The organism is Achromobacter sp. E1 (assembly GCF_037039475.1).
Lineage (GTDB): Bacteria > Pseudomonadota > Gammaproteobacteria > Burkholderiales > Burkholderiaceae_B > Achromobacter > Achromobacter mucicolens.
This window is the reverse complement of sequence record NZ_CP146253.1, coordinates 5,013,625-5,032,492: the sequence shown is the minus strand read 5'-3', so window position 1 is coordinate 5,032,492 and position 18,868 is coordinate 5,013,625. Positions and strand designations below refer to the sequence as shown.

General features: G+C 66.6%; 19 protein-coding genes. 14 read left to right on the top strand and 5 right to left on the bottom strand.

The features are described 5' to 3' along the window. Positions 1–8: 8 nt before the first annotated feature. The 5 genes from ribH (at position 9) to V6V88_RS23315 (ending at position 3,262) form a co-directional block, all read left to right on the top strand. The gene (gene ribH, locus V6V88_RS23335) at positions 9–539 is read left to right on the top strand and encodes a 6,7-dimethyl-8-ribityllumazine synthase (protein WP_056325435.1); all 531 of its coding nucleotides are present in this window, start codon (positions 9–11) and stop codon (positions 537–539) included. Next, positions 508–1,017 carry a transcription antitermination factor NusB gene (gene nusB / locus V6V88_RS23330; RefSeq protein ID WP_056325438.1) on the top strand — a complete coding sequence of 170 codons (510 nt, stop codon included), beginning with the start codon at positions 508–510 and terminating at the stop codon, positions 1,015–1,017. Before ribH ends, nusB begins: the two co-directional genes overlap by 32 nt. Before the next feature lie 147 nt (positions 1,018–1,164). After that, complete coding sequence (gene thiL, locus V6V88_RS23325) at positions 1,165–2,130, top strand: thiamine-phosphate kinase (RefSeq protein WP_338616567.1); 966 nt, start codon at positions 1,165–1,167, stop codon at positions 2,128–2,130. A 62-nt stretch (positions 2,131–2,192) separates the two neighbouring features. Then, positions 2,193–2,699, top strand: a complete 507-nt coding sequence (locus V6V88_RS23320) for a phosphatidylglycerophosphatase A (protein WP_056325443.1) — start codon at positions 2,193–2,195, stop codon at positions 2,697–2,699. Continuing rightward, complete coding sequence (locus V6V88_RS23315) at positions 2,696–3,262, top strand: CinA family protein (protein WP_223572961.1); 567 nt, start codon at positions 2,696–2,698, stop codon at positions 3,260–3,262. The genes V6V88_RS23320 and V6V88_RS23315 overlap by 4 nt, the downstream gene beginning before the upstream one ends. A 105-nt stretch (positions 3,263–3,367) precedes the next feature. On the opposite strand, the gene pyrF is transcribed toward V6V88_RS23315, so the two are convergent. The 3 genes from pyrF to V6V88_RS23300 are packed head-to-tail and all read right to left on the bottom strand — an operon-like array spanning position 3,368 to position 5,959. Next, positions 3,368–4,186, bottom strand: a complete 819-nt coding sequence (pyrF, locus tag V6V88_RS23310) for an orotidine-5'-phosphate decarboxylase (RefSeq protein ID WP_062839593.1) — start codon at positions 4,184–4,186, stop codon at positions 3,368–3,370. Between the two features lie 5 nt (positions 4,187–4,191). Next, complete coding sequence (locus tag V6V88_RS23305) at positions 4,192–5,511, bottom strand: NAD(P)/FAD-dependent oxidoreductase (RefSeq protein WP_223572959.1); 1,320 nt, start codon at positions 5,509–5,511, stop codon at positions 4,192–4,194. Positions 5,512–5,560: 49 nt separating this feature from the next. Beyond that, positions 5,561–5,959, bottom strand: coding sequence for a diacylglycerol kinase (locus V6V88_RS23300; RefSeq protein WP_056325453.1), 399 nt, complete (start codon positions 5,957–5,959; stop codon positions 5,561–5,563). 147 nt (positions 5,960–6,106) lie between these two features. Here V6V88_RS23300 and V6V88_RS23295 point away from each other — a divergent pair, with 147 nt between their 5' ends. From V6V88_RS23295 to V6V88_RS23255, 9 genes are all read left to right on the top strand, one after another. After that, positions 6,107–6,820, top strand: a complete 714-nt coding sequence (locus V6V88_RS23295) for a FadR/GntR family transcriptional regulator (protein WP_056325456.1) — start codon at positions 6,107–6,109, stop codon at positions 6,818–6,820. A gap of 139 nt (positions 6,821–6,959) precedes the next feature. Next, positions 6,960–7,934: a sialic acid TRAP transporter substrate-binding protein SiaP gene (locus V6V88_RS23290; RefSeq protein ID WP_223572957.1), complete on the top strand. Its 975-nt coding sequence runs from the start codon at positions 6,960–6,962 to the stop codon at positions 7,932–7,934. Between the two features lie 80 nt (positions 7,935–8,014). Further along, the gene (locus V6V88_RS23285) at positions 8,015–8,641 is read left to right on the top strand and encodes a TRAP transporter small permease (protein ID WP_128828941.1); all 627 of its coding nucleotides are present in this window, start codon (positions 8,015–8,017) and stop codon (positions 8,639–8,641) included. Positions 8,642–8,690: 49 nt separating this feature from the next. Then, complete coding sequence (locus V6V88_RS23280) at positions 8,691–10,100, top strand: TRAP transporter large permease (protein ID WP_223572955.1); 1,410 nt, start codon at positions 8,691–8,693, stop codon at positions 10,098–10,100. Positions 10,101–10,112: 12 nt separating this feature from the next. Continuing rightward, on the top strand, positions 10,113–10,859 hold the full coding sequence (locus tag V6V88_RS23275) for an SDR family oxidoreductase (RefSeq protein ID WP_062839595.1): 747 nt from the start codon (positions 10,113–10,115) through the stop codon (positions 10,857–10,859). Between the two features lie 31 nt (positions 10,860–10,890). Next, complete coding sequence (locus tag V6V88_RS23270; RefSeq protein ID WP_223572953.1) at positions 10,891–11,757, top strand: fumarylacetoacetate hydrolase family protein; 867 nt, start codon at positions 10,891–10,893, stop codon at positions 11,755–11,757. A 32-nt stretch (positions 11,758–11,789) separates the two neighbouring features. After that, positions 11,790–13,325, top strand: a complete 1,536-nt coding sequence (locus V6V88_RS23265) for an altronate dehydratase family protein (RefSeq protein ID WP_056325471.1) — start codon at positions 11,790–11,792, stop codon at positions 13,323–13,325. Between the two features lie 59 nt (positions 13,326–13,384). After that, a complete protein-coding gene (locus V6V88_RS23260) occupies positions 13,385–14,905 on the top strand; it encodes a mannitol dehydrogenase family protein (RefSeq protein WP_223572951.1) in 1,521 nt (506 codons plus the stop codon). A 10-nt stretch (positions 14,906–14,915) separates the two neighbouring features. Continuing rightward, a complete protein-coding gene (locus tag V6V88_RS23255) occupies positions 14,916–15,980 on the top strand; it encodes an Ldh family oxidoreductase (RefSeq protein WP_338616561.1) in 1,065 nt (354 codons plus the stop codon). Positions 15,981–15,991: 11 nt separating this feature from the next. On the opposite strand, the gene V6V88_RS23250 is transcribed toward V6V88_RS23255, so the two are convergent. Both V6V88_RS23250 and groL read right to left on the bottom strand, forming a co-directional pair. Beyond that, positions 15,992–16,987, bottom strand: a complete 996-nt coding sequence (locus V6V88_RS23250) for a YihY/virulence factor BrkB family protein (RefSeq protein WP_223572947.1) — start codon at positions 16,985–16,987, stop codon at positions 15,992–15,994. A 229-nt stretch (positions 16,988–17,216) separates the two neighbouring features. After that, entirely contained in the window at positions 17,217–18,857 is a 1,641-nt protein-coding gene (groL, locus tag V6V88_RS23245) for a chaperonin GroEL (protein WP_056325479.1), read from the bottom strand. Positions 18,858–18,868: the final 11 nt, after the last annotated feature.

Below are 18,868 nucleotides of genomic sequence, written 5' to 3'. Positions count from 1 at the left end.
GCCGACACATGAACCCTTACATCCTTACCCCCGACCTGAACGGCGAAGGGCTGCACATCGGCATCGTACGCGCCCGCTTCAACGAAGAAGTCGGCCAGGCCGAACTCGAAGCGTGCCTGAAGGAACTGGCCGAACTGGGCGTGGACGAGCGCGACGTGATGGTCGCCACCGTGCCCGGCGCGCTGGAACTGGGCGTGGCCCTGTCCCACATGGCCGAAACGTTTGAATTCGACGCCCTGATCGCGCTGGGCGCGGTCATCCGCGGCGAAACCTATCACTTTGAAGTGGTCAGCAATGAAATGGCCACGGCAATCACCCGCATCTCCCTCGAAACCGGCATCCCCGTCGCGAACGGCGTGCTGACCGTCGACACCGACGAGCAGGCGCAAGCCCGCGCCGCCGGCAAGGGTCGCGATTGCGCCCAGGTGGCCGTCGAAATGGCCAACCTGGTGGCAGCGCTGGAACCCGAGGAAGAAGACGAAGACGAAGACGACGAGGACGAAGATTTTGACGACGAAGAAGACGACGACCAGCGCTGATAGCGCGGCGCAGGCCCGCGCCAATGCGCGCAGCGCGCGCCGCCGTGCGCGCGAATTCGCGCTGCAAGGCGTGTACGCGTGGCTGCTGCGCGGCGGCGAAGGCACGCAGGACGCCGGCGAGATCGACGCCCATCTGCGCGACACCGAGGACTTTTCCGAGGCCGATGCGCAGTGGTTCAAGACCTTGCTGCACGGCGTGCTGCGCGAAGCGCCCGCGCTGCGCGAACGCTTCACGCCCTACGTCGACCGTCCGCTGGCCGAGTTGTCGCCCGTTGAGCACGGCATCCTGCTGATCGGCAGCTTCGAGCTGATCCATCACGTCGAAGTGCCGTACAAGGTCGCCATCAACGAAGCCGTGGAACTGGCCAAGTCGTTCGGCGGCACCGATGGCTTCAAGTTCGTCAACGGCGTGCTCGACAAGCTGGCTGCCGATGTCCGCGCGCACGAGGTCCAGGCCGCGGCGCAGCAACGGCGATAGCGAGCCCCCCCCCCCCGCAGCGCTTTGCGCTTCCCTCCCCGAGGGGACGCCGCTGCGGACCGGCGGAGCCCGGATCCGCGCGGCCCCGCTGCGTGGCACCCGTTAGAGTGCGACGGCGATTCTTGAACGCCGCATAGTGGAGGCGCGGTGGCGTCCGAATTTGATCTGATTGCGCGCTATTTCACGCGTGCCGCGCCTGCCGGCCTCTTGGGCGTTGGCGACGACTGCGCGCTCTTTCCTGTTCCTCCCGGTGAACAGGTGGCCACCAGCACGGATCTGCTGCTGGAAGGCCGGCATTTCTTTCCCGACGTAGACCCGAAATCGCTGGGCCACAAGGCGCTGGCGGTGAACCTGTCCGACCTTGCGGCCATGGGCGCGCGCCCGATCGGCTGCGTGCTCGGGCTGGCGTTGCCGCGCCTGGACGAGCCTTGGCTGGCGGCGTTTGCCGAAGGGTTTCACGCGCTGGCGGCGGCCCACGGCTGCCCGCTAGTCGGCGGCGACACCACGCGCAGCGCGCACGATCTGGCGATCAGCGTGACCGTTTTTGGCTCGGTGCCCCCCGGTCAGGCGCTGCGCCGCGATGGCGCGCGAAGCGGCGACGATATCTGGGTGTCCGGCGAACTGGGGGCAGCCGACGTGGCCTACCGGCTGCTCGACGGGCAATACCCGGCTGATGCCGCGCTGCTGGCCGCCACGCGCGGCGCGTTGGAGTGGCCCGAGCCGCAAGTGGGGCTGGGCACGGCGCTGCGCGGCATCGCCAATGCCGCCATCGATCTGTCCGACGGCCTGGTGCAGGACCTGCGCCACATCCTGGCCGCCAGCCGCGTCGGCGCCTGCCTGCGGTTCGCGGACCTGCCGATGGCGCCCGCGCTGGCGGGCCTGGACACGGCGCCGCTGCAACGCGCACTGCTGGGCGGGGGCGATGTCTATCAACTGTGTTTCACCGCGCCGCCGTCCCGGCGCGACGCCGTGCTGGCGGCAGCCCGCAAGGCCGGCGCCCGCGTGACCCGGGTGGGCGAGATCCTGCCGCAGCCGGGCATCGCCGTTCTCGACCCGCAAGGCCAGCCGCTTGCCGACCTGCCCGCCGGCTTCGATCACTTCCCCGCGGACTGATCCGCGGCTTCCTTTTTGCAGACCCTTTCCCCATGTCTTCCGCAGATCAGCACTCCACCTCCATGCGCGACCGCCGCCGCGCCGCGTATCCGGCGCTCTCCTGGGTCTGCCGCGATCCGGGCCGGCTGATTGCGTTTGGCTTTGGCAGCGGACTGATCCGTCCGGCCTCCGGCACGTGGGGCACGCTGCTTGCTTGGGCCATCTGGGTGGCGGCGGCGCCTGCGGCGTCGGACCTGGCCATCGGCGTGTTCCTGGCGGTGGCATTTCTGTACGGATGCTGGGCCTGCCATCGCGTCGGCCGAGAACTCCAGCAGCCGGATCATGTCGGAATGGTCTGGGACGAGATGGTGGCGTTCTGGCTGGTGCTGTGGCTTACGCCGGCCGGTTGGTTGTCGCAGGCGCTGGCGTTCGTGCTGTTCCGCACGTTCGACATCGTCAAGCCGCCACCCATCAAGTTCTTCGACGCCCATATCAAGGGCGGTTTCGGAGTCATGTGGGACGATATCGTGGCCGCCGGCTATGCCTTGTTGGTGATGGCGCTGGTGGCCCGCACAGGAGTCTTGGGATGAACGATCAGCATGAAGGCGCGCGGACTAACATGACGGCCGCGCAGTTGTCGGAAGCGACGATCCTCGGCCTGTCCGAGCGGCTGGGCGATGTGCTGCGCCAGCAGGGGTGGATGCTTGGCACCGCCGAATCCTGCACGGGTGGCCTGCTGGCAGGCGCCGTCACCGCGGTGGCCGGTTCCAGCGAATGGTTCGAGCGCGGCTTCGTCACTTACAGCAACGACGCCAAGGTTGCCGAACTGGAGGTGTCGCCCGAAACGCTGCATCACTTTGGCGCAGTCAGCGAGCCCGTGGCGCTGGAGATGGCAAACGGGGTGCTGCTTGCCGTGCCCAACGCGCACGTGGCCATGTCGACCACCGGCATCGCCGGACCGGGCGGCGCCACGCCCGGCAAGCCGGTGGGCATGGTGTGCTTTGGCTTTGCCATGCGGGTGGGCGACGGCATCAGCAGCCGCGCGGTAACGCACGTGTTCCAGGGCGACCGGGGGCAGGTGCGCCAGGCGGCGGTGGAGTTCGCGCTGCGGGCCGTGCTGGAATTCGCGGGTGCACCGATCAACCGGCGATGAATGCCGACGCGAAACGCCCGCGCTGAACTGGCGGGCGTGGAAATGAAAAAAGCCGCTGCACCGTGCATTCGCACATGGTGCATGCGGCTTTTGCGCAATGTGGCGTCAGCGCACCGCGTTGATCGCGTCGCGCAGGCCCTTGGCGGCCTCGGCGGCGGCTTGGCGCCAGTCGTCGCCGCCGCTGGCGTAGATGATGGCGCGCGACGAGTTGATCATCATGCCGTTGCGCGCCGCGTTGGCACCGGCGTTGACCGTGGCCGTGATGTCGCCGCCCTGGGCGCCGATGCCCGGCACCAGCAGGGGCAGGGCGTCGCCGATGCGCTGGCGCACCGCAGCCAGTTCGTTCGGGAACGTGGCGCCCACCACCAGGCCGCACTGGCCATTGGCATTCCACTTGTCCGCCACCAGCCCCGCCACGTGCAGGTACAGGGGCTCGCCGTTGTCCATCTTCAGGAATTGCAGGTCGGAGCCGCCGGGGTTGGAGGTGCGGCACAGCACGATCACGCCGCGGTCGCGCCACGCCAGATAGGGCTCGACCGAGTCCAGGCCCATGTACGGGCTGACGGTGAGGGCGTGGGCCTGGTAGCGCTCGTAGGCTTCGCGGGCGTAGTTTTCGGCGGTGGAGCCGATGTCGCCGCGCTTGGCGTCCAGCACGATGGGCAGGTCGGGGTGGTTGTCGCGGATGTGCTGGCACAGCGCTTCCAGCTGGTCTTCGGCGCGGTGCGCGGCAAAGTACGCGATCTGCGGCTTGAAGCTGCAGGCGTACGGCGCGGTGGCGTCGACGATGTCGCGGCAGAACTGGAAGATGGCGTCCGGCTTGTCCTGCAATTCGCGCGGGAAGCGCTGCGGGTCGGGATCCAGCCCGACTTGCAGGAGCGAGTTGCTGGTGGTCCAGGCGTGTTCGAGTTTTTGCAGGAAATTCATGGGATTCAGTGCAGTTTGACCCGCGGGCGCGTGCGCCGCATGAGCAGGCGAGCCAGGGCGAGGGAGACGGTACGCGAGGCGCCCAGCACCGCGCGGTGGTGCATCAGGTGCAGGCTCATGTACATCAGGCGCGCCAGTGTACCGCTTACGAACAGTCCCCGTCCGGCAAGCTTGCCCATCAGGCTGCCCACCCCGGCGTCCTGGCCCAGCGACACCAGCGATCCGTGGTCCTGGTAGACGTAGGGCTCGGTGGGCTCGGGGTTGTTGCGCAGCCGGGCCGTCAGCTTCTTGGTCAGGTAATCGGCCTGCTGATGCGCGGCCTGGGCGCGGGCAGGCACGGTGCGGCCGTCGCGCCACGGCGCCGCGCAGCAGTCGCCCAGCGCCAGGATGTTCGGATCGGGCGTTTCGAGCCGCTCGTTGACTTCGATCTGCCCCAGCTTGTTCAGCGGCAATCCCAGGTGGGCCAAGAGCGCCGGGCCCTTGATGCCGGCGGCCCACATGCACAACTGCGCGGGAAACTCGCGGCCATCGGCGGTGCGCACCGTGTTGTCCGTCACTTCGGACACGCGGCAGGACGTCTCGACGCGGATGCCCAGTTCAGTCAGGCGCTTGGTCGCCGCCACCGAGATCTTCTCAGGCAGCGCGGACAGGATGCGCGGCGCGCCTTCGACCAGCGTGATCGCCAGGTCACGGTCGGCGCGGAAGTTCGGCAGGCCATAGGCGCTGACGACGTGGCTGGCTTCGGTCAGTTCGACCGCCAGTTCGACGCCGGTGGCGCCGCCGCCCACGATCACCAGATCCAGCCGCGCGGACGGGTTGCGCACCTTGGCCTGATCCACCAGCGCCATGGCCTTGAGCATGGTCAGGCGGAATTGCTCGGCGTTTTCGGTGGTGTCCAGCGTGACCGCATGTTCGGCCGCGCCCGGCGTGTTGAAGAAGTTGGAGGTGCTGCCCAGCGCCAGCACCAGCGTGTCGTACGCCAGTTCGCGGCGGGGCAGGACTTCCTGGCCCTGCGCGTCATTGACGGCGTCCACGGTGATGAGACGGCGTTCGCGGTCGACGCTTTCAAGCCGGCCCTGGGCGAACGAGAAGCCGTCCATGTGGGCCAGCATCAGGTAGGACAGGCCTTCCTGGTGAATATCCAGCGTGCCCGCCGCCGCTTCATGCAGCGAAGGCTTCCAGATGTGAAAAGGACGGCTGTCGACCAGGGTGATGTATTGGCGGCCGTGGATCCGGCCCAGTTTGGCGGCCAGTTCAAGGCCGCCTGCGCCACCGCCGACGATGACGATGCGCTTGGAGGGTGCTGACGTCGATTGAGGCATCATGGCTCCCAGTATAAATAGAGTCGCATCCCCGTCGCGGGGCGAACCCGTATCAGTGCATGACGAAACGGCTGATGGCCACCCCCACCCAGACCGTTCCGGCAAATATCAGCAGCAGCATCACCGCCGCGCTGCCCAGGTCCTTGGCCCGCCCCAGGAGGGGGTGGCGTTCGACCGACAGTGCATCGGCAAGCGCTTCGATGGCGGAATTGAGCAGTTCTGCCGCCAGCACCATGACCACCACGCCCACCAGGAAGAACACCTCGACCGTGGTGCGGCCCAGAAAAAATGCCGCTGGAATCATCAGCACGGCCAGCGCCAGTTCCTGGCGGAAGGCCGCCTCGTATTTGACGGCCGCCTTCAGGCCCTGCCAGGAATAGCGCAGCGCATTGAGGATACGGCGCGCGCCGCCGGTGCTCTTGAAGGGCGAGTGTTGCGGATCGTGGGTCATGGAATCGGATGAAAGCCGTGGTGGCGGCTTTTTAACAGATAAGGGTTGCTCGCGTGGCACATCCCGACGCAGATGGGCAAACCCTAATTGTGACCCAGCGTCGGGAGGCGCAGGATTCTGGTCAATTGGTAAGGCCACTTTACCTATATGCCGATTCAGACTATTGAACCTCGCCGCCTGTATCGCCAGATCGCCGATCAGCTTCGCCTGCTGATCGAGGCCGGCGAATTTCCGGCCGGCGCGCGCCTGCCGCCCGAGCGCGATCTGGCGCTGAAGCTGGGCGTGTCGCGGCCGTCGGTGCGGGAAGCGCTGATCGCGCTGGAGGTCGAAGGCTGGGTGGAAGTGCGCATGGGGTCGGGCGTGTACGTGCAGAGCCCGGGCGGCGCGCCGCGCGCCAGCCTGACCGCCGAAAGCCCGCTTGAAACCATCCGCGCCCGCCGCACCATCGAGAGCGAACTGGCCGCGCAGGCGGCGCTCAATCCCGTGCCCGCATTGGTGGAAGGCCTGCGAGAAGCCGTCGACGCGATGGAAGACGAGGCGCGGGCCGGCAGCGTGCCCATCCGCGGCGACCGGCTGTTCCATCTGCGCGTGGCGGAAATGGCCAACAACGCCGTGCTGGTGCGCGTGGTGGGCGAACTCTTTGACGAACGCCACAACCCGCTTTCCGTGAAGCTGGGCGATTACTTCGAAAATTCCGACAGCTGGGCCGTCGCCATCACCGAGCACCGCCGCGTCATCGACGCCATCGCGGCCGGTGACGAACAGGGCGCGCGGGCCGCCATGCGTGAACATCTTTCCTGCTCGTACGACCGCCTGATGGCCAGCTGGCCCGGTGCGGCGGAAGCCTTGCGCGCTGAATAGCAACAGGCCGCCGGTCCCTCCCGGGAGGCCGGCGGCAACTCGCAGTCGCAGTTGGTAGGTGCAGCTCCAGTAGGTGAACTCCATATGTAAAACATGACGCGAGGCCGCCGAGCCCGCCACCTCAAAGAGAGGAGACAACATGAAGCCAGGCAACGCCATCAAAGTGCTCTTTGCCGCCGTCGCGATCGCCGTCAGCGGCTCCGCGCTGGCGCAGACCAAACTGAAGTGGGCGCACGTCTACGAGACGTCCGAACCGTTCCATACCTCGTCGGTGTGGGCCGCTCAGGAGATCGAGAAGCGCACCAACGGCCGCTATCACATCGACGTCTATCCGGCCTCGCAACTGGGCAAGGAAAACGACATCAACCAGGGGCTGACGCTCGGCACGGTCGACATGATCATCTCCGGGTCCAGCTTCGCGGCCAAGAGCTTTCCGCGCATCGGGGTCACGTACTATCCCTACACCTTCCGCAGCCCCGAGCACCTGATCGCCTACACCAAGAGCGACATCTACAAGGAGCTCACGCAGGGCTACGACGAAAAGAGCGGCAACCACATCGTCGCGACCACCTACTACGGCACGCGCCAGACGACGTCCAACAAGCCGTTCACCAAGTGCAGCGAGATGAAGGGCCTGAAGATTCGCGTGCCTGACGTGGCCGCGTATCTGGCCATGCCGCGCGCCTGTGGCGCCAACACCGCGCCCATTGCCTTTGCCGAGGTCTATCTGGCCTTGCAGAACGGCACGGTCGAGGCCCAGGAAAACCCGCTGACCACCATCGAGGCCAAGAAGTTCTACGAAGTGCAGAAGAACATCATCCTCACCGGCCACATCGTCGATCACCTGAACACGGTGATCTCCGGCAAGCTCTGGAAGAGCCTGTCGGACGAGGACAAGAAGATCTTCGCCGAGGTCGCGCAGCAGGCCGCGGAAAAGGCGTCGGCCGAAGTGGCTGCGTCCGAGAAGAAGATGGTCGACGTCTTCAAACAGCGTGGCCTGTCGGTGGCCGAGGTCAACGTCGACGACTTCCGCAACACCGTGCTGGAGAAGGTGCCGTTCAAGCAATACGGCTACGAGAAGTCGGACTGGGAAAAGATCCAGGCGGTGAAGTGACCTCCGGCGCGGCGGGCTGCCACGCCGGTCCGCCGCGCCCGATCTGATCGCCACACCGATCCCGCACGAGGGGAGATTCCATGCACTCCAACGCGAAGGCCGCGCCGATGGCGGCCGTCAGCCATCCGCCGGACAAGCCGCCCGGTGCCCATCACGTTTCCTCGGTGGACGAGATCGTCCAGAGCTTTGAGGAAGCCGATCATCACGTGGTCAGCCTGGCCGGCTACCAGCCGGAAGACTGGATCTGCCTGGCCATGTTCTGGGCGATGGCGCTGCTGGTGTTCCTGCAGTTCTTTTCCCGCTACGTCCTGAACGACTCGTACGCCTGGACCGAGGAGCTGGCGGTGTATTGCCTGATCGGCGTGGTGTTCTTGGGATCCGCGATGTGCGTGCGCGCGTGCCGCCATATCCAGGTGGACTTCCTGTACCGCTACCTGCCCAAGCCTGCCGGCCGCGTGCTGTCCACGCTGATCGATATCCTGCGCACCGCGTTCTTCGGCTATGCCGTGTGGCTGACTTACCGCTACATCGTGCTGGTCGGCGACGAGCCCATGACGACGCTGTTCTGGAACAAGGCGTACGTCTATTGGGTGGCGTTGGCGGGCTTCGTCATGATGTTCTTGCGGTCTCTGCAGGTGTCCGTGCAGAACTGGCGGCAGGGCTACTCCATCCTGGAGAACCCCGCGGCCTATGAGTCGCTGGACTGAAGCGCTGAACTGAATTCCCGAATCCGCAGTGCCTTTGCCAGGAGCGAACATGGGCACCCTGATTGGAACCTTTCTGCTGTTGATGATCATGGGGCTGCCGGTGGCGGTCTCGATGGCGGGCGCGTCCCTGCTGTTCATCCTGATTTCCGGCAGCGTGCCGGACGTCGTCATCGCGCAGCGCATGATTGCGGGCGTCGAGTCGTTTCCGCTGCTGGCCGTGCCGTTCTTCATCCTGGCCGGCAACCTGATGAACATCGCGGGCATCACCGGCCGCATCTACAACTTCGCCGTCGCGCTGGTGGGCTGGATGCGCGGCGGGTTGGGGCAGGTGAACATCGTCGGCTCGGTGGTGTTTGCCGGCATGTCCGGCACCGCCATCGCCGACGCCGCGGGCCTGGGCACCATCGAGATCAAGGCCATGAAGGACCACGGCTACCAGACCGAGTTCGCGGTCGGGGTGACGGCCGCATCGGCCACGCTGGGCCCCATCATTCCGCCGTCGCTGCCGTTCGTCATTTACGGCATGATGGCCAACGTGTCGATCGGTTCGCTGTTCCTGGCGGGCCTGATTCCCGGCCTGGTGCTGACCCTGATGATGATGCTTACCGTGGCGTACTACGCGCGCCGCAACAACTGGGGCGGCGACGTTGCCTTCAACTGGAAGCGGCTGGGGGGCGCGGGGCTGGAAGTGCTGATCGTGCTGGCGTTTCCGATGTCGATCTGGCTGATGACGCTGGCGGGCGTGTCGCCCAACATCGCCACCGGCATCTCGTTCGCGGCCTTGCTGCTGCTGGACTGGAAGTTCAACTTTTCGGCCGTGATGGCGCTGATGGCGCCGGTGATCCTGATCGGCGGCATGACGCTGGGCTGGTTCACGCCCACGGAAGCCGCGGTGGCGGCCGTGATCTGGGCGCTCTTTTTGGGACTGGTGCGCTATCGCTCGATGACGTTGCGCACACTGGCCAAGGCGTCGTTCGACACCATCGAGACCACCGCGTCGGTCCTGTTCATCGTGACGGCAGCCTCGGTGTTCGCCTGGCTGCTGACCACGACGCAGGCCGCGCAGGCGCTCACCGACGCCATCCTGAGCGTGACGCAGAACAAGTGGGTGTTTCTGCTGATGGCGAACGTGCTGATCCTGATCGTCGGCTGCTTCATCGACACCATCGCGGCCATCACCATCCTCGTGCCCATCCTGCTGCCCATCGTCCTGAAACTGGGCATCGACCCGATCCACTTCGGGCTGATCATGACGCTGAACCTGATGATCGGTCTTCTGCATCCGCCAATGGGCATGGTGCTCTTCGTGCTGGCGCGGGTGGCCAAGCTGTCGGTCGAGCGCACCACGATGGCCATCCTGCCGTGGCTCGTGCCGCTGTTCGTGGCGCTGATCGCCATCACCTACATTCCTTCGATCACCCTGTGGCTGCCCACCGTAATGGGCATGACCGGCAAATAAGGACGCACGCCCATGTCAGCAAGACTGCAAGGCAAGACCGCCATCGTCACCGCCGCGGGGCAGGGCATTGGCCGCGCCGTGGCCCTGGCCTACGCGCACGAGGGCGCCGACGTGCTGGCCGTGGACCTGAACGGCGCCGCGCTGGAGTCGCTGTCCGGCTGCCGCACCCACGTGCTGGACGTGACCGACGCCCGCGCCGTGCGCGCGTTGGCCCAGGATGCGGGCGGCGTCGACGTGCTGTTCAATGGCGCGGGCTTCGTGCATGCCGGCACCATCCTGGATTGCGACGAAGACGCCTGGGATTTCTCGTTCAACCTGAACGTGCGATCCATGTACCTGCTGATCCGTGCCTGCCTGCCGGCCATGCTGGCGCGCGGCGCGGGTTCCATCGTCAACATGGCGTCCGTGGCGGGCAGCATCAAAGGCGCGCCCAACCGCTGCGCCTACGGCGCCACCAAGGCAGCCGTCATCGGCCTGACCAAGGCGGTCGCCGCCGACTACGTGGGGCAGGGCATCCGCTGTAACGCGATCTGCCCCGGCACGGTGGAGTCGCCGTCCCTGCGCCAGCGCATCGACGCGCAGGCGCTGGCCAGCGGCCAGTCCGTCGCGGCGGTCGAAGCCGCCTTCACCGCGCGCCAGCCAATGGGCCGGATCGGCCGCGCCGAAGAGATCGCCGCGCTGGCGGTGTATCTTGCCAGCGACGAATCCGCCTTCACCACCGGCACCGCGCAGGTGATCGACGGCGGCTGGTCCAATTGAATTCTTCTTTTCCAGCAACCAGGAAACCGCTATGAAACTGATGCGCTATGGCGCCAAGGGCTCGGAAAAGCCCGCCTTGATCGACGCAGAGGGCCAGGTCCGCGACCTGTCGTCCGTCATTTCCGACATCACCGCCGAGTCGCTCGTGCCCGCCAAGCTGGCGCAGTTGCGCGCGCTGGATCCGGCGTCGCTGCCGCTTGTTGCGCGGCCCGGCCGCGTGGCGCCGCCGTGGCGCGGCATGGGCAAGTTCATCTGCATCGGCCTGAATTACGCCGACCATGCCGCCGAGTCCGGACTGCCCGTGCCGGCCGAACCGGTCGTCTTCATGAAGACGACGTCGGCCGTGGTGGGCTGCAACGATCCGGTCGTGCTGCCGCAGGAATCGGTCAAGACCGACTGGGAAGTCGAGCTGGGCGTGGTGATCGGCGAGAAGGCCCGCTATGTCAGCGAGGCCGACGCCATGAAGCACGTGGCCGGTTACTGCGTGGTGAACGACGTGTCCGAGCGCGAATACCAGATCGAACGCGGCGGCACGTGGGACAAGGGCAAGGGCTGCGATACCTTTGGCCCTGTCGGGCCGTGGCTGGTGACGGCCGACGAGATCCCCAATCCGCAGGACCTGGAGATGTGGCTGGAGGTCAACGGCAAGCGCTACCAGAACGGCAGCACCCGCACGATGGTGTTCGGCGTGGCGCAGCTGGTGTCGTACGTCAGCCGCTTCATGACGCTGTACCCGGGGGACCTCATCAGCACCGGCACGCCGCCCGGCGTGGGCATGGGCCAGAAGCCGTCGCCCGTTTATCTGAAGGCGGGCGACGAGATGAAACTGGGCATCGCGGGCCTGGGCGAACAGCGCCAGCGCGTCCATGCCTGGGACCCCGCCCTGATCGACGGCTGATCCGCAAGGCCCCCCTGGATTCCGGAGTTCTCATGTCGCAGACCGATACGGCAGTCATCCGCATTCACCCGGCGGACAACGTGGTGATCGCCAGACGCCAGCTTGTCAGCGGCACGAGGCTGGAAGGCGAGGGGGTGACCATCGTGGGGCTGGTGCCGCCCGGCCACAAGGTGGCGGTTCGTGCCATCGCGGCCGGCGAGCCAGTGCGCCGCTACAACCAGATCATCGGCGTGGCGCGGCAGGACATTGCTCCCGGCCAGCACGTTCACACCCAGAATCTGGAATTCTCGGATTTCGAGCGCGACTATGCCGTGGGGCAAGATGCGCGGCCCACCGACTACGTGGGGGCGCCGGCCATGTTCGACGGCATCGTGCGCGCCGACGGCCGCATCGCCACGCGCAACTACATCGGCATCCTGACCAGCGTGAACTGTTCGGCGACGGTGGCGCGCGCCATCGCCGATCACTTCCGCCGCGACATCCGGCCCGAGGCCCTGGCAGCCTGTCCGAACGTGGACGGCGTCGTGGCGCTGACGCATGGCGCGGGCTGCGCCACCGGCAGCGACGGCGAACCATTGCGCGTGCTGCGGCGCACGCTGGGCGGTTACGCCCGGCATGCCAACTTTGGCGGCCTGATGGTCGTGGGGCTGGGCTGCGAGACCAACCAGATCGGCGGGCTGATGGAGCAGGAGCATTTGCGCGAAAGCGGCATGCTGCACACCTTCAACATCCAGGACACCGGCGGCACGCGAAAGACCGTGGCGCGCGGCATCGAACTGGTCGAGCGCATGTTGGACCAGGCCAATCGCGTCCAGCGCCAGCCCGTGCCCGCCAGCCACCTGACCGTGGGGTTGCAATGCGGCGGGTCGGACGGCTATTCCGGCATCAGCGCCAATCCGGCGCTGGGCGCCGCGGTGGACCTGCTGGTGCGCCACGGCGGCACGGCCATCCTGTCCGAGACGCCGGAAATCTACGGCGGCGAGCACCTGCTGACGCGCCGCGCGCAATCGCCCGCCGTGGCGGACAAGCTGCTGGCGCGCGTGCGCTGGTGGGAAGACTACTGCGCCCGCAACGACGCCGAGATGGACAACAACCCCTCGGCCGGCAACAAGGCGGGCGGCCTGACCACCATCCTGGAAAAATCGCTGGGCGCCATCGCCAAGAGCGGCACGACCAATCTCACCGATGTCTACGAGTACGCCGAGCCCGTGCATACGCGCGGGCTGGTCTTCATGGACACCCCGGGCTACGACCCGGTCTCGGCCACCGGGCAGGTGGCCGGGGGCGCCAACCTGATCTGCTTTACGACCGGCCGCGGGTCTGCGTATGGCTGCGCGCCAGCGCCGTCGCTCAAGCTGTCCACCAACACGGCGCTGTGGCAGCGCCAGTCCGACGATATCGACATCAATTGCGGCGAAGTCGTCGACGGCGCGCAAAGCGTGGCGCAGATGGGCGAGCGAATTTTCCAGCTCATGCTGCAGACGGCGTCGGGCCGGCGCACCCGCAGCGAGACGCACGGCTACGGACAAAATGAATTCGTTCCGTGGCAACTGGGCGCGGTGATGTAGCGAAGACGGCTCGGGGCATGCTATACCCTGGCGTCTCCCCTTTTAGGCATAGCGCACCCATGCTTGAACGTTTGAATTCGGAGTCATTGCCGCGTCTTCCCGCCGACGTTGAAAGGCCCAGCTACGACCGTAGCCGGCTGACGCCGGGCATCGTCCATCTGGGGCTGGGCGCCTTTCATCGGGCGCATCAGGCGTTTGTCACCGATCAGGCCATGCAAGCCAGCGGCGACCTCACCTGGGGCATTCTGGGCGTCTCGCTGCGCCACCCCGCCACCCGCGATGCGCTAACGCCCCAGGACGGGCTGTACACGCTGGCCGTGCGCGACGCCGGTCCGGACGGCCAGGACCGCGAACACCTGCGTATCGTGGGATCCGTGCTGCGCGTGATGGTGGCCGAGGAAGACCCCAATGCCGTCCTCGAACGCATCGCGTATCCGCAGACCCGCATCGTCAGCCTGACCGTGACGGAAAAGGGCTACAGCCACGAACCGGCCACGGGGCATCTGCGCTGGGACGATCCGGACATCGTGCACGATCTGGAAAACCCCATCCGGCCCCGCAGCACCATCGGCATCCTGGTCTACGGCCTGGCGCTGCGCCGCGAGCGCGACCTGCCGCCGATCACGCTGTTGTCGTGCGACAACCTGCGCGGCAACGGCGACACGCTGCGCAGCCTGGTGCTGGCCTTTGCGCTGCGCGTCGACGTGACCCTGGCCGACTGGATCGATCGCCACTGCACGTTTCCGAATTCCATGGTCGACCGCATCGTGCCGGCCACCGAAGACCAGGACCGCCGGCGGATCGCCGAACGCCTGGGCGTCGAGGATGCCTGGCCCGTGCTGGGCGAGCCCTATCTGAACTGGGTGATCGAAGACCGGTTCGCCGCCGGCCGCCCCGCCTGGGACGCGTACGGGGGCGCCACCTTCGTGCGCAATGCGGCGCCCTACGAGCGTCTGAAGCTGCGCATGGTCAGCGGGCCGCATTCGGCGCTGGCTTACCTGGGCGCGACGCTGGGACTGCATACGGTGGCCGATGCCGCCAACACGCCCGCCCTGCGGGCGTTCGTCGACGCCATGATGCGCGAAGAGATCGCCCCGACCCTGCGCGGCATTCCCGACACGGGGCTGGTGGAATACCGTCTGCGGTTTCTGGAACGGATCTCCAACCCGGCGCTGCCGCATCCGCTGTCGCAGATCGCCATGGACGGATCGCAGAAGCTGCCCCAGCGCCTGCTGGACACCATTCGCGACCGGCTGCGTGCCGGCCACGGCATCGATCGTCTGTGCCTGGCGGTCGCCGCATGGCTGAACTACCTGCGCGGCGAAGACGAGCAGGGCAGCGCCTACCCCATCCAGGACCCGATCGCCGCGCGCCTTGACCGCCTGTTGGCGCGTGCCGAGGTGGCCGCGCATGCCGCCATGCCGTCGCAGGCGGCGCAGCGGCGCGCGACGGTGCTGGCGCGTTTCAAACCGGTGTTCGGCGACCTGGGCAATTCGCCCGAGTTCGTGGGCGCCCTGACCAAGCATCTGGAAGCGCTGCGCGAGCACGGTGTGATCCATGCCGTGCAGGCGGCCACCTAGGAGACAGGACATGAACGCCGACCGCCGCGTGACCGCCATCGACTGGGAACGCTGGGGCACGGCGTGCCTGCTGGCGCAGGATTTTCCGGCCGATGACGCGCGCTGCCTGGCGCAAAGCCTGGCGCAGACCAGCCTGTGGGGCATCGATTCGCACGGCATCGCGCGCCTGCCGCATTACCTGAACCGCGTGTCGCATGGGTCGATCCTGGCGCGACCGGACATCCGCGTCGACCGGACGGGGCCGGGAGCCGCCCAAGTGCATGGCGGCCGGGGGCAGGGCATCGTGGTGGCCCATCGGGCCAACGCGCTGGCAATCGACCTGGCGCGCGAGGCTGGGGTGGCGGCGGTGGGCGTCAGCGATTCGTCTCACTGCGGGGCGATCGGCCTGTACAGCCGCGCGGCGGCCCGGCAGGGTCTCATCGGCATCGCCTTCACGCATTCCGATTCCATCGCTGCACCCTTCGGCGGCCACGAACCCTTTTTCGGCACCAATCCCATTTCGCTTGCCTTTCCGCGTGCGGGCGGACAGCCGCTCTGCCTGGACATGGCGACAACCGCCATTCCGTGGAACCGCGTCATGAACGCGCGGCGCGACGGCGTGGCGCTGCCGCCGGGTGTGGCGCTGGACGGGCGGGGCGACGACTCCACCGATGCGCAGGCCGCGCGCGCCCTGCGTCCGCTGGGTGGCGAGGAATACGGCTACAAGGGCTATGGGCTGGCAATGATGATCGAGCTGCTGTGCGGACCGCTGAACGGCAACCCTCACGGCCCGCACATCTCGTCCATGTACGACGCCTTGGACCGGCCGCGCGAACTGGGCGCTTTCTTCATCGTCATCGATCCTGCGCGCTTCGCGGGGGGAGCGGCTTTGGCGTCGGTGGTGGCTGGAATGGCGATGGAGCTATCGGAAGCGCCCGGCAAGCCTCGCATGCCTGGCGACCCGGAGGCCTCGCACGAAGCGGAACGCCAACGCCTCGGCTTGCCCGTGCCGCCGGCGCTTTGGAACGAGATGCAGGTCTGGAGCGACCGGCTTGGCGCGGCGCTGCCGCCCTTGCATCAGACGCGGCAGGCGTGAAGCCCCGGCGGTCAGGCGTCGGTCGGGGGCGTCTGCACGGGCGATTGGGCGGACGGCTGCGTGGGCGATTGGGTGGGCGTTTGCGCGGGCGATTGAACCGGCGGTTCGGCGGACGGCATGCGCGGCCGCTCCACCTTGCCAAAGCGCAGCGCAAACTGGCGCGTGAAGACCGCGCCAAAGAAGAAGATCTGCGCCGAATACCAGATCCACAGCAACAGCGCGATCAGCGACCCGGCCGCGCCATAGGCCGATACCGCCGCGCCGCGGCTCAGGTACAGCCCGATCCCCCATTTGCCCAGCAGGAACAGCCCGGCCGTCACGATGGCCCCGGGGATCACGTCCTGCCACGAGATCTTGGCGCTGGGCAGCAGCTTGAAGATCACCGCAAATAGCGCCGCCACCACCGAAAACGAAAACAGGTTGGACGCCCATTCCGCTACGATCGAGAACGTCGAATTGGCCCACAGCGAGCCATAGATGCCCCTGGCCGCCGCGAGCGCCGCGTTCACGGTCAGCGACACCAGCAGGAACAGCGCCAGCACCAGCACCAGACCGAACGACAGCAGACGGCTGCGCACCAGTCCGTGCAGGCCGCTCTTCTGGTTGGCCTTTACGTCCCACAATTCGTCCAGGCTGGCCTGCAGCTCGGCAAAGGCCGTGGTCGCGCTGAAGATCAGCACGCAGATCGACACCAGCGCCGCCATCCAGCCGCTGCCCGATTCGTGGGCGCTGGCCAGCACGGTCTGGATCACCTCGGCCCCGCGATCGCCGATCAGGTCGCGCAATTGCGCAAAGAGCTCGGAACGTACCGCTTCCTCGCCAAAGAAGGCGCCCGCCACCGCAATGACCAGCAGCAGCATCGGCGCCAACGAGAACACCATGTACAGCGCCAGCGCCGCACCCTTGCTGGACGCGCGATGACTGGACCACTGTTTGGCCGAGTCGACCAGCAGGCCGCTGATCTGGGAGGGGCGCAGGATACGCAGCACGTTTCGGGGCAGTCGCATGGGCAGGTTCTCGGTGAGACGAACCTTCATTGTAGGGACGCATGCAAGCCTCAGATACGGGCAGATTGTTGGCAAAAGTTTGCCAACCCCGAGAAATCCGGCGCTGCTGAAACAACACGCAAAGATATCCGGGCGGACAAAAGAAAAACCCCCGGGGCGAAGGACCGGGGGTTTTTGGATACTGCATTCCCCGGCCGAAGCCGGGGAGGCCTTGCAAGAACAGCGGGACTTAGAAGTCCATGCCGCCCATGCCGCCCATGCCGCCGGGCATGGCCGGCGCAGCGGGCTTGTCTTCAGCCAGTTCAACAACGGCGGCTTCGGCCGTCAGCAGCAGGCTGGCGACGGAGGCAGCGTTTTGCAGGGCGGTGCGGGTCACCTTGGTGGGATCCAGCACGCCTTGCTCGACCAGGTCGGTGTACTCGCCGGTCGCGGCGTTGTAGCCGTAGTTGCCCTTGCCGTTCAGCACGTTGCTGACCACGACGCTGGCTTCTTCGCCGGCGTTCGTGACGATGGTGCGCAGGGGCTCTTCCACAGCGCGCAGGATCAGCTTGATGCCGGCGTTCTGGTCAGGCGTGTCGCCCTTCAGGTCAGCGATGGCTTGCTTGGCGCGCAGCAGCGCAACGCCGCCACCAGCCACAACGCCTTCTTCCACTGCAGCGCGGGTGGCGTGCAGGGCGTCTTCGACGCGAGCCTTCTTTTCCTTCATTTCGACTTCGGTGGCAGCGCCAACGCGAATCACCGCAACGCCGCCGGCCAGCTTGGCCACGCGTTCTTGCAGCTTTTCACGGTCGTAGTCGGACGTGGCTTCTTCGATCTGCACGCGCACTTGCTTGACGCGGGCTTCGATGGACTTGCTGTCGCCAGCGCCGTCGATGACCGTGGTGTTTTCCTTGCCGACTTCGATGCGCTTGGCTTGGCCCAGCTCAGCCAGCGTGGCCTTTTCCAGCGACATGCCGGTTTCTTCGGAGATCACCGTGCCGCCCGTCAGGATGGCGATGTCTTCCAGCATGGCCTTGCGGCGGTCGCCGAAGCCAGGCGCCTTGACGGCGGTGGTCTTCAGGATGCCACGGATGTTGTTCACAACCAGGGTGGCCAGCGCTTCGCCTTCGACGTCTTCCGCGATGATCAGCAGGGGACGGCTCGACTTGGCGACTTGTTCCAGCACGGGCAGCAGGTCGCGGATGTTGCTGATCTTCTTGTCGAAGATCAGGACATACGGATCTTCCAGGACGGCGACTTGCTTGTCCGGGTTGTTGATGAAGTAGGGCGACAGGTAGCCGCGGTCGAATTGCATGCCTTCGACGACGTCCAGCTCGTTTTCCAGCGACTTGCCGTCTTCGACGGTGATGACGCCTTCCTTGCCAACCTTGTCCATCGCGTCAGCGATGATCTGGCCGATGGAGGAATCGCTGTTGGCCGAGATGGAACCGACTTGGGCGATTTCCTTGCTGGTCGTGACCGGCTTGGATTGCTTTTGCAGTTCGGCGACGGCAGCGGCGACAGCCTTGTCGATGCCGCGCTTCAGGTCGATCGGGTTGAAACCGGCGGCGACGTACTTCAGGCCTTCCTGAACGATGGCCTGGGCCAGCACGGTGGCGGTCGTGGTGCCGTCACCGGCGTTGTCGGAGGTCTTGGACGCGACGTCCTTGACGAGTTGGGCGCCGATGTTTTCGAACTTGTCCTTCAGTTCGATTTCCTTGGCGACGGACACACCGTCCTTGGTCACGGTCGGGGCGCCGAACGAGCGCTCCAGCACGACGTTGCGACCCTTGGGGCCCAGGGTGGTCTTGACAGCGTTGGCGAGAACGTTCACGCCACGGACGATGCGCACACGGGCGTCATCACCGAACAATACTTGCTTGGCAGCCATGTCTTAGCTTC

Bases quoted from the DNA above. Each gene is read 5' to 3' on its own strand.
- V6V88_RS23285 (WP_128828941.1), top strand. From the start codon at position 8,015: ATGCACTCCAACGCGAAGGCCGCGCCGATGGCGGCCGTCAGCCATCCG.
- V6V88_RS23315 (WP_223572961.1), top strand. From the start codon at position 2,696: ATGAACGATCAGCATGAAGGCGCGCGGACTAACATGACGGCCGCGCAG.
- V6V88_RS23270 (WP_223572953.1), top strand. From the start codon at position 10,891: ATGAAACTGATGCGCTATGGCGCCAAGGGCTCGGAAAAGCCCGCCTTG.
- V6V88_RS23255 (WP_338616561.1), top strand. From the start codon at position 14,916: ATGAACGCCGACCGCCGCGTGACCGCCATCGACTGGGAACGCTGGGGC.
- ribH (WP_056325435.1), top strand. From the start codon at position 9: ATGAACCCTTACATCCTTACCCCCGACCTGAACGGCGAAGGGCTGCAC.
- pyrF (WP_062839593.1), bottom strand. From the start codon at position 4,186: ATGAATTTCCTGCAAAAACTCGAACACGCCTGGACCACCAGCAACTCG.
- V6V88_RS23305 (WP_223572959.1), bottom strand. From the start codon at position 5,511: ATGATGCCTCAATCGACGTCAGCACCCTCCAAGCGCATCGTCATCGTC.
- V6V88_RS23260 (WP_223572951.1), top strand. From the start codon at position 13,385: ATGCTTGAACGTTTGAATTCGGAGTCATTGCCGCGTCTTCCCGCCGAC.
- V6V88_RS23295 (WP_056325456.1), top strand. From the start codon at position 6,107: ATGCCGATTCAGACTATTGAACCTCGCCGCCTGTATCGCCAGATCGCC.
- V6V88_RS23265 (WP_056325471.1), top strand. From the start codon at position 11,790: ATGTCGCAGACCGATACGGCAGTCATCCGCATTCACCCGGCGGACAAC.
- V6V88_RS23275 (WP_062839595.1), top strand. From the start codon at position 10,113: ATGTCAGCAAGACTGCAAGGCAAGACCGCCATCGTCACCGCCGCGGGG.
- V6V88_RS23250 (WP_223572947.1), bottom strand. From the start codon at position 16,987: ATGCGACTGCCCCGAAACGTGCTGCGTATCCTGCGCCCCTCCCAGATC.
- V6V88_RS23300 (WP_056325453.1), bottom strand. From the start codon at position 5,959: ATGACCCACGATCCGCAACACTCGCCCTTCAAGAGCACCGGCGGCGCG.
- V6V88_RS23280 (WP_223572955.1), top strand. From the start codon at position 8,691: ATGGGCACCCTGATTGGAACCTTTCTGCTGTTGATGATCATGGGGCTG.
- V6V88_RS23290 (WP_223572957.1), top strand. From the start codon at position 6,960: ATGAAGCCAGGCAACGCCATCAAAGTGCTCTTTGCCGCCGTCGCGATC.
- groL (WP_056325479.1), bottom strand. From the start codon at position 18,857: ATGGCTGCCAAGCAAGTATTGTTCGGTGATGACGCCCGTGTGCGCATC.
- V6V88_RS23320 (WP_056325443.1), top strand. From the start codon at position 2,193: ATGCGCGACCGCCGCCGCGCCGCGTATCCGGCGCTCTCCTGGGTCTGC.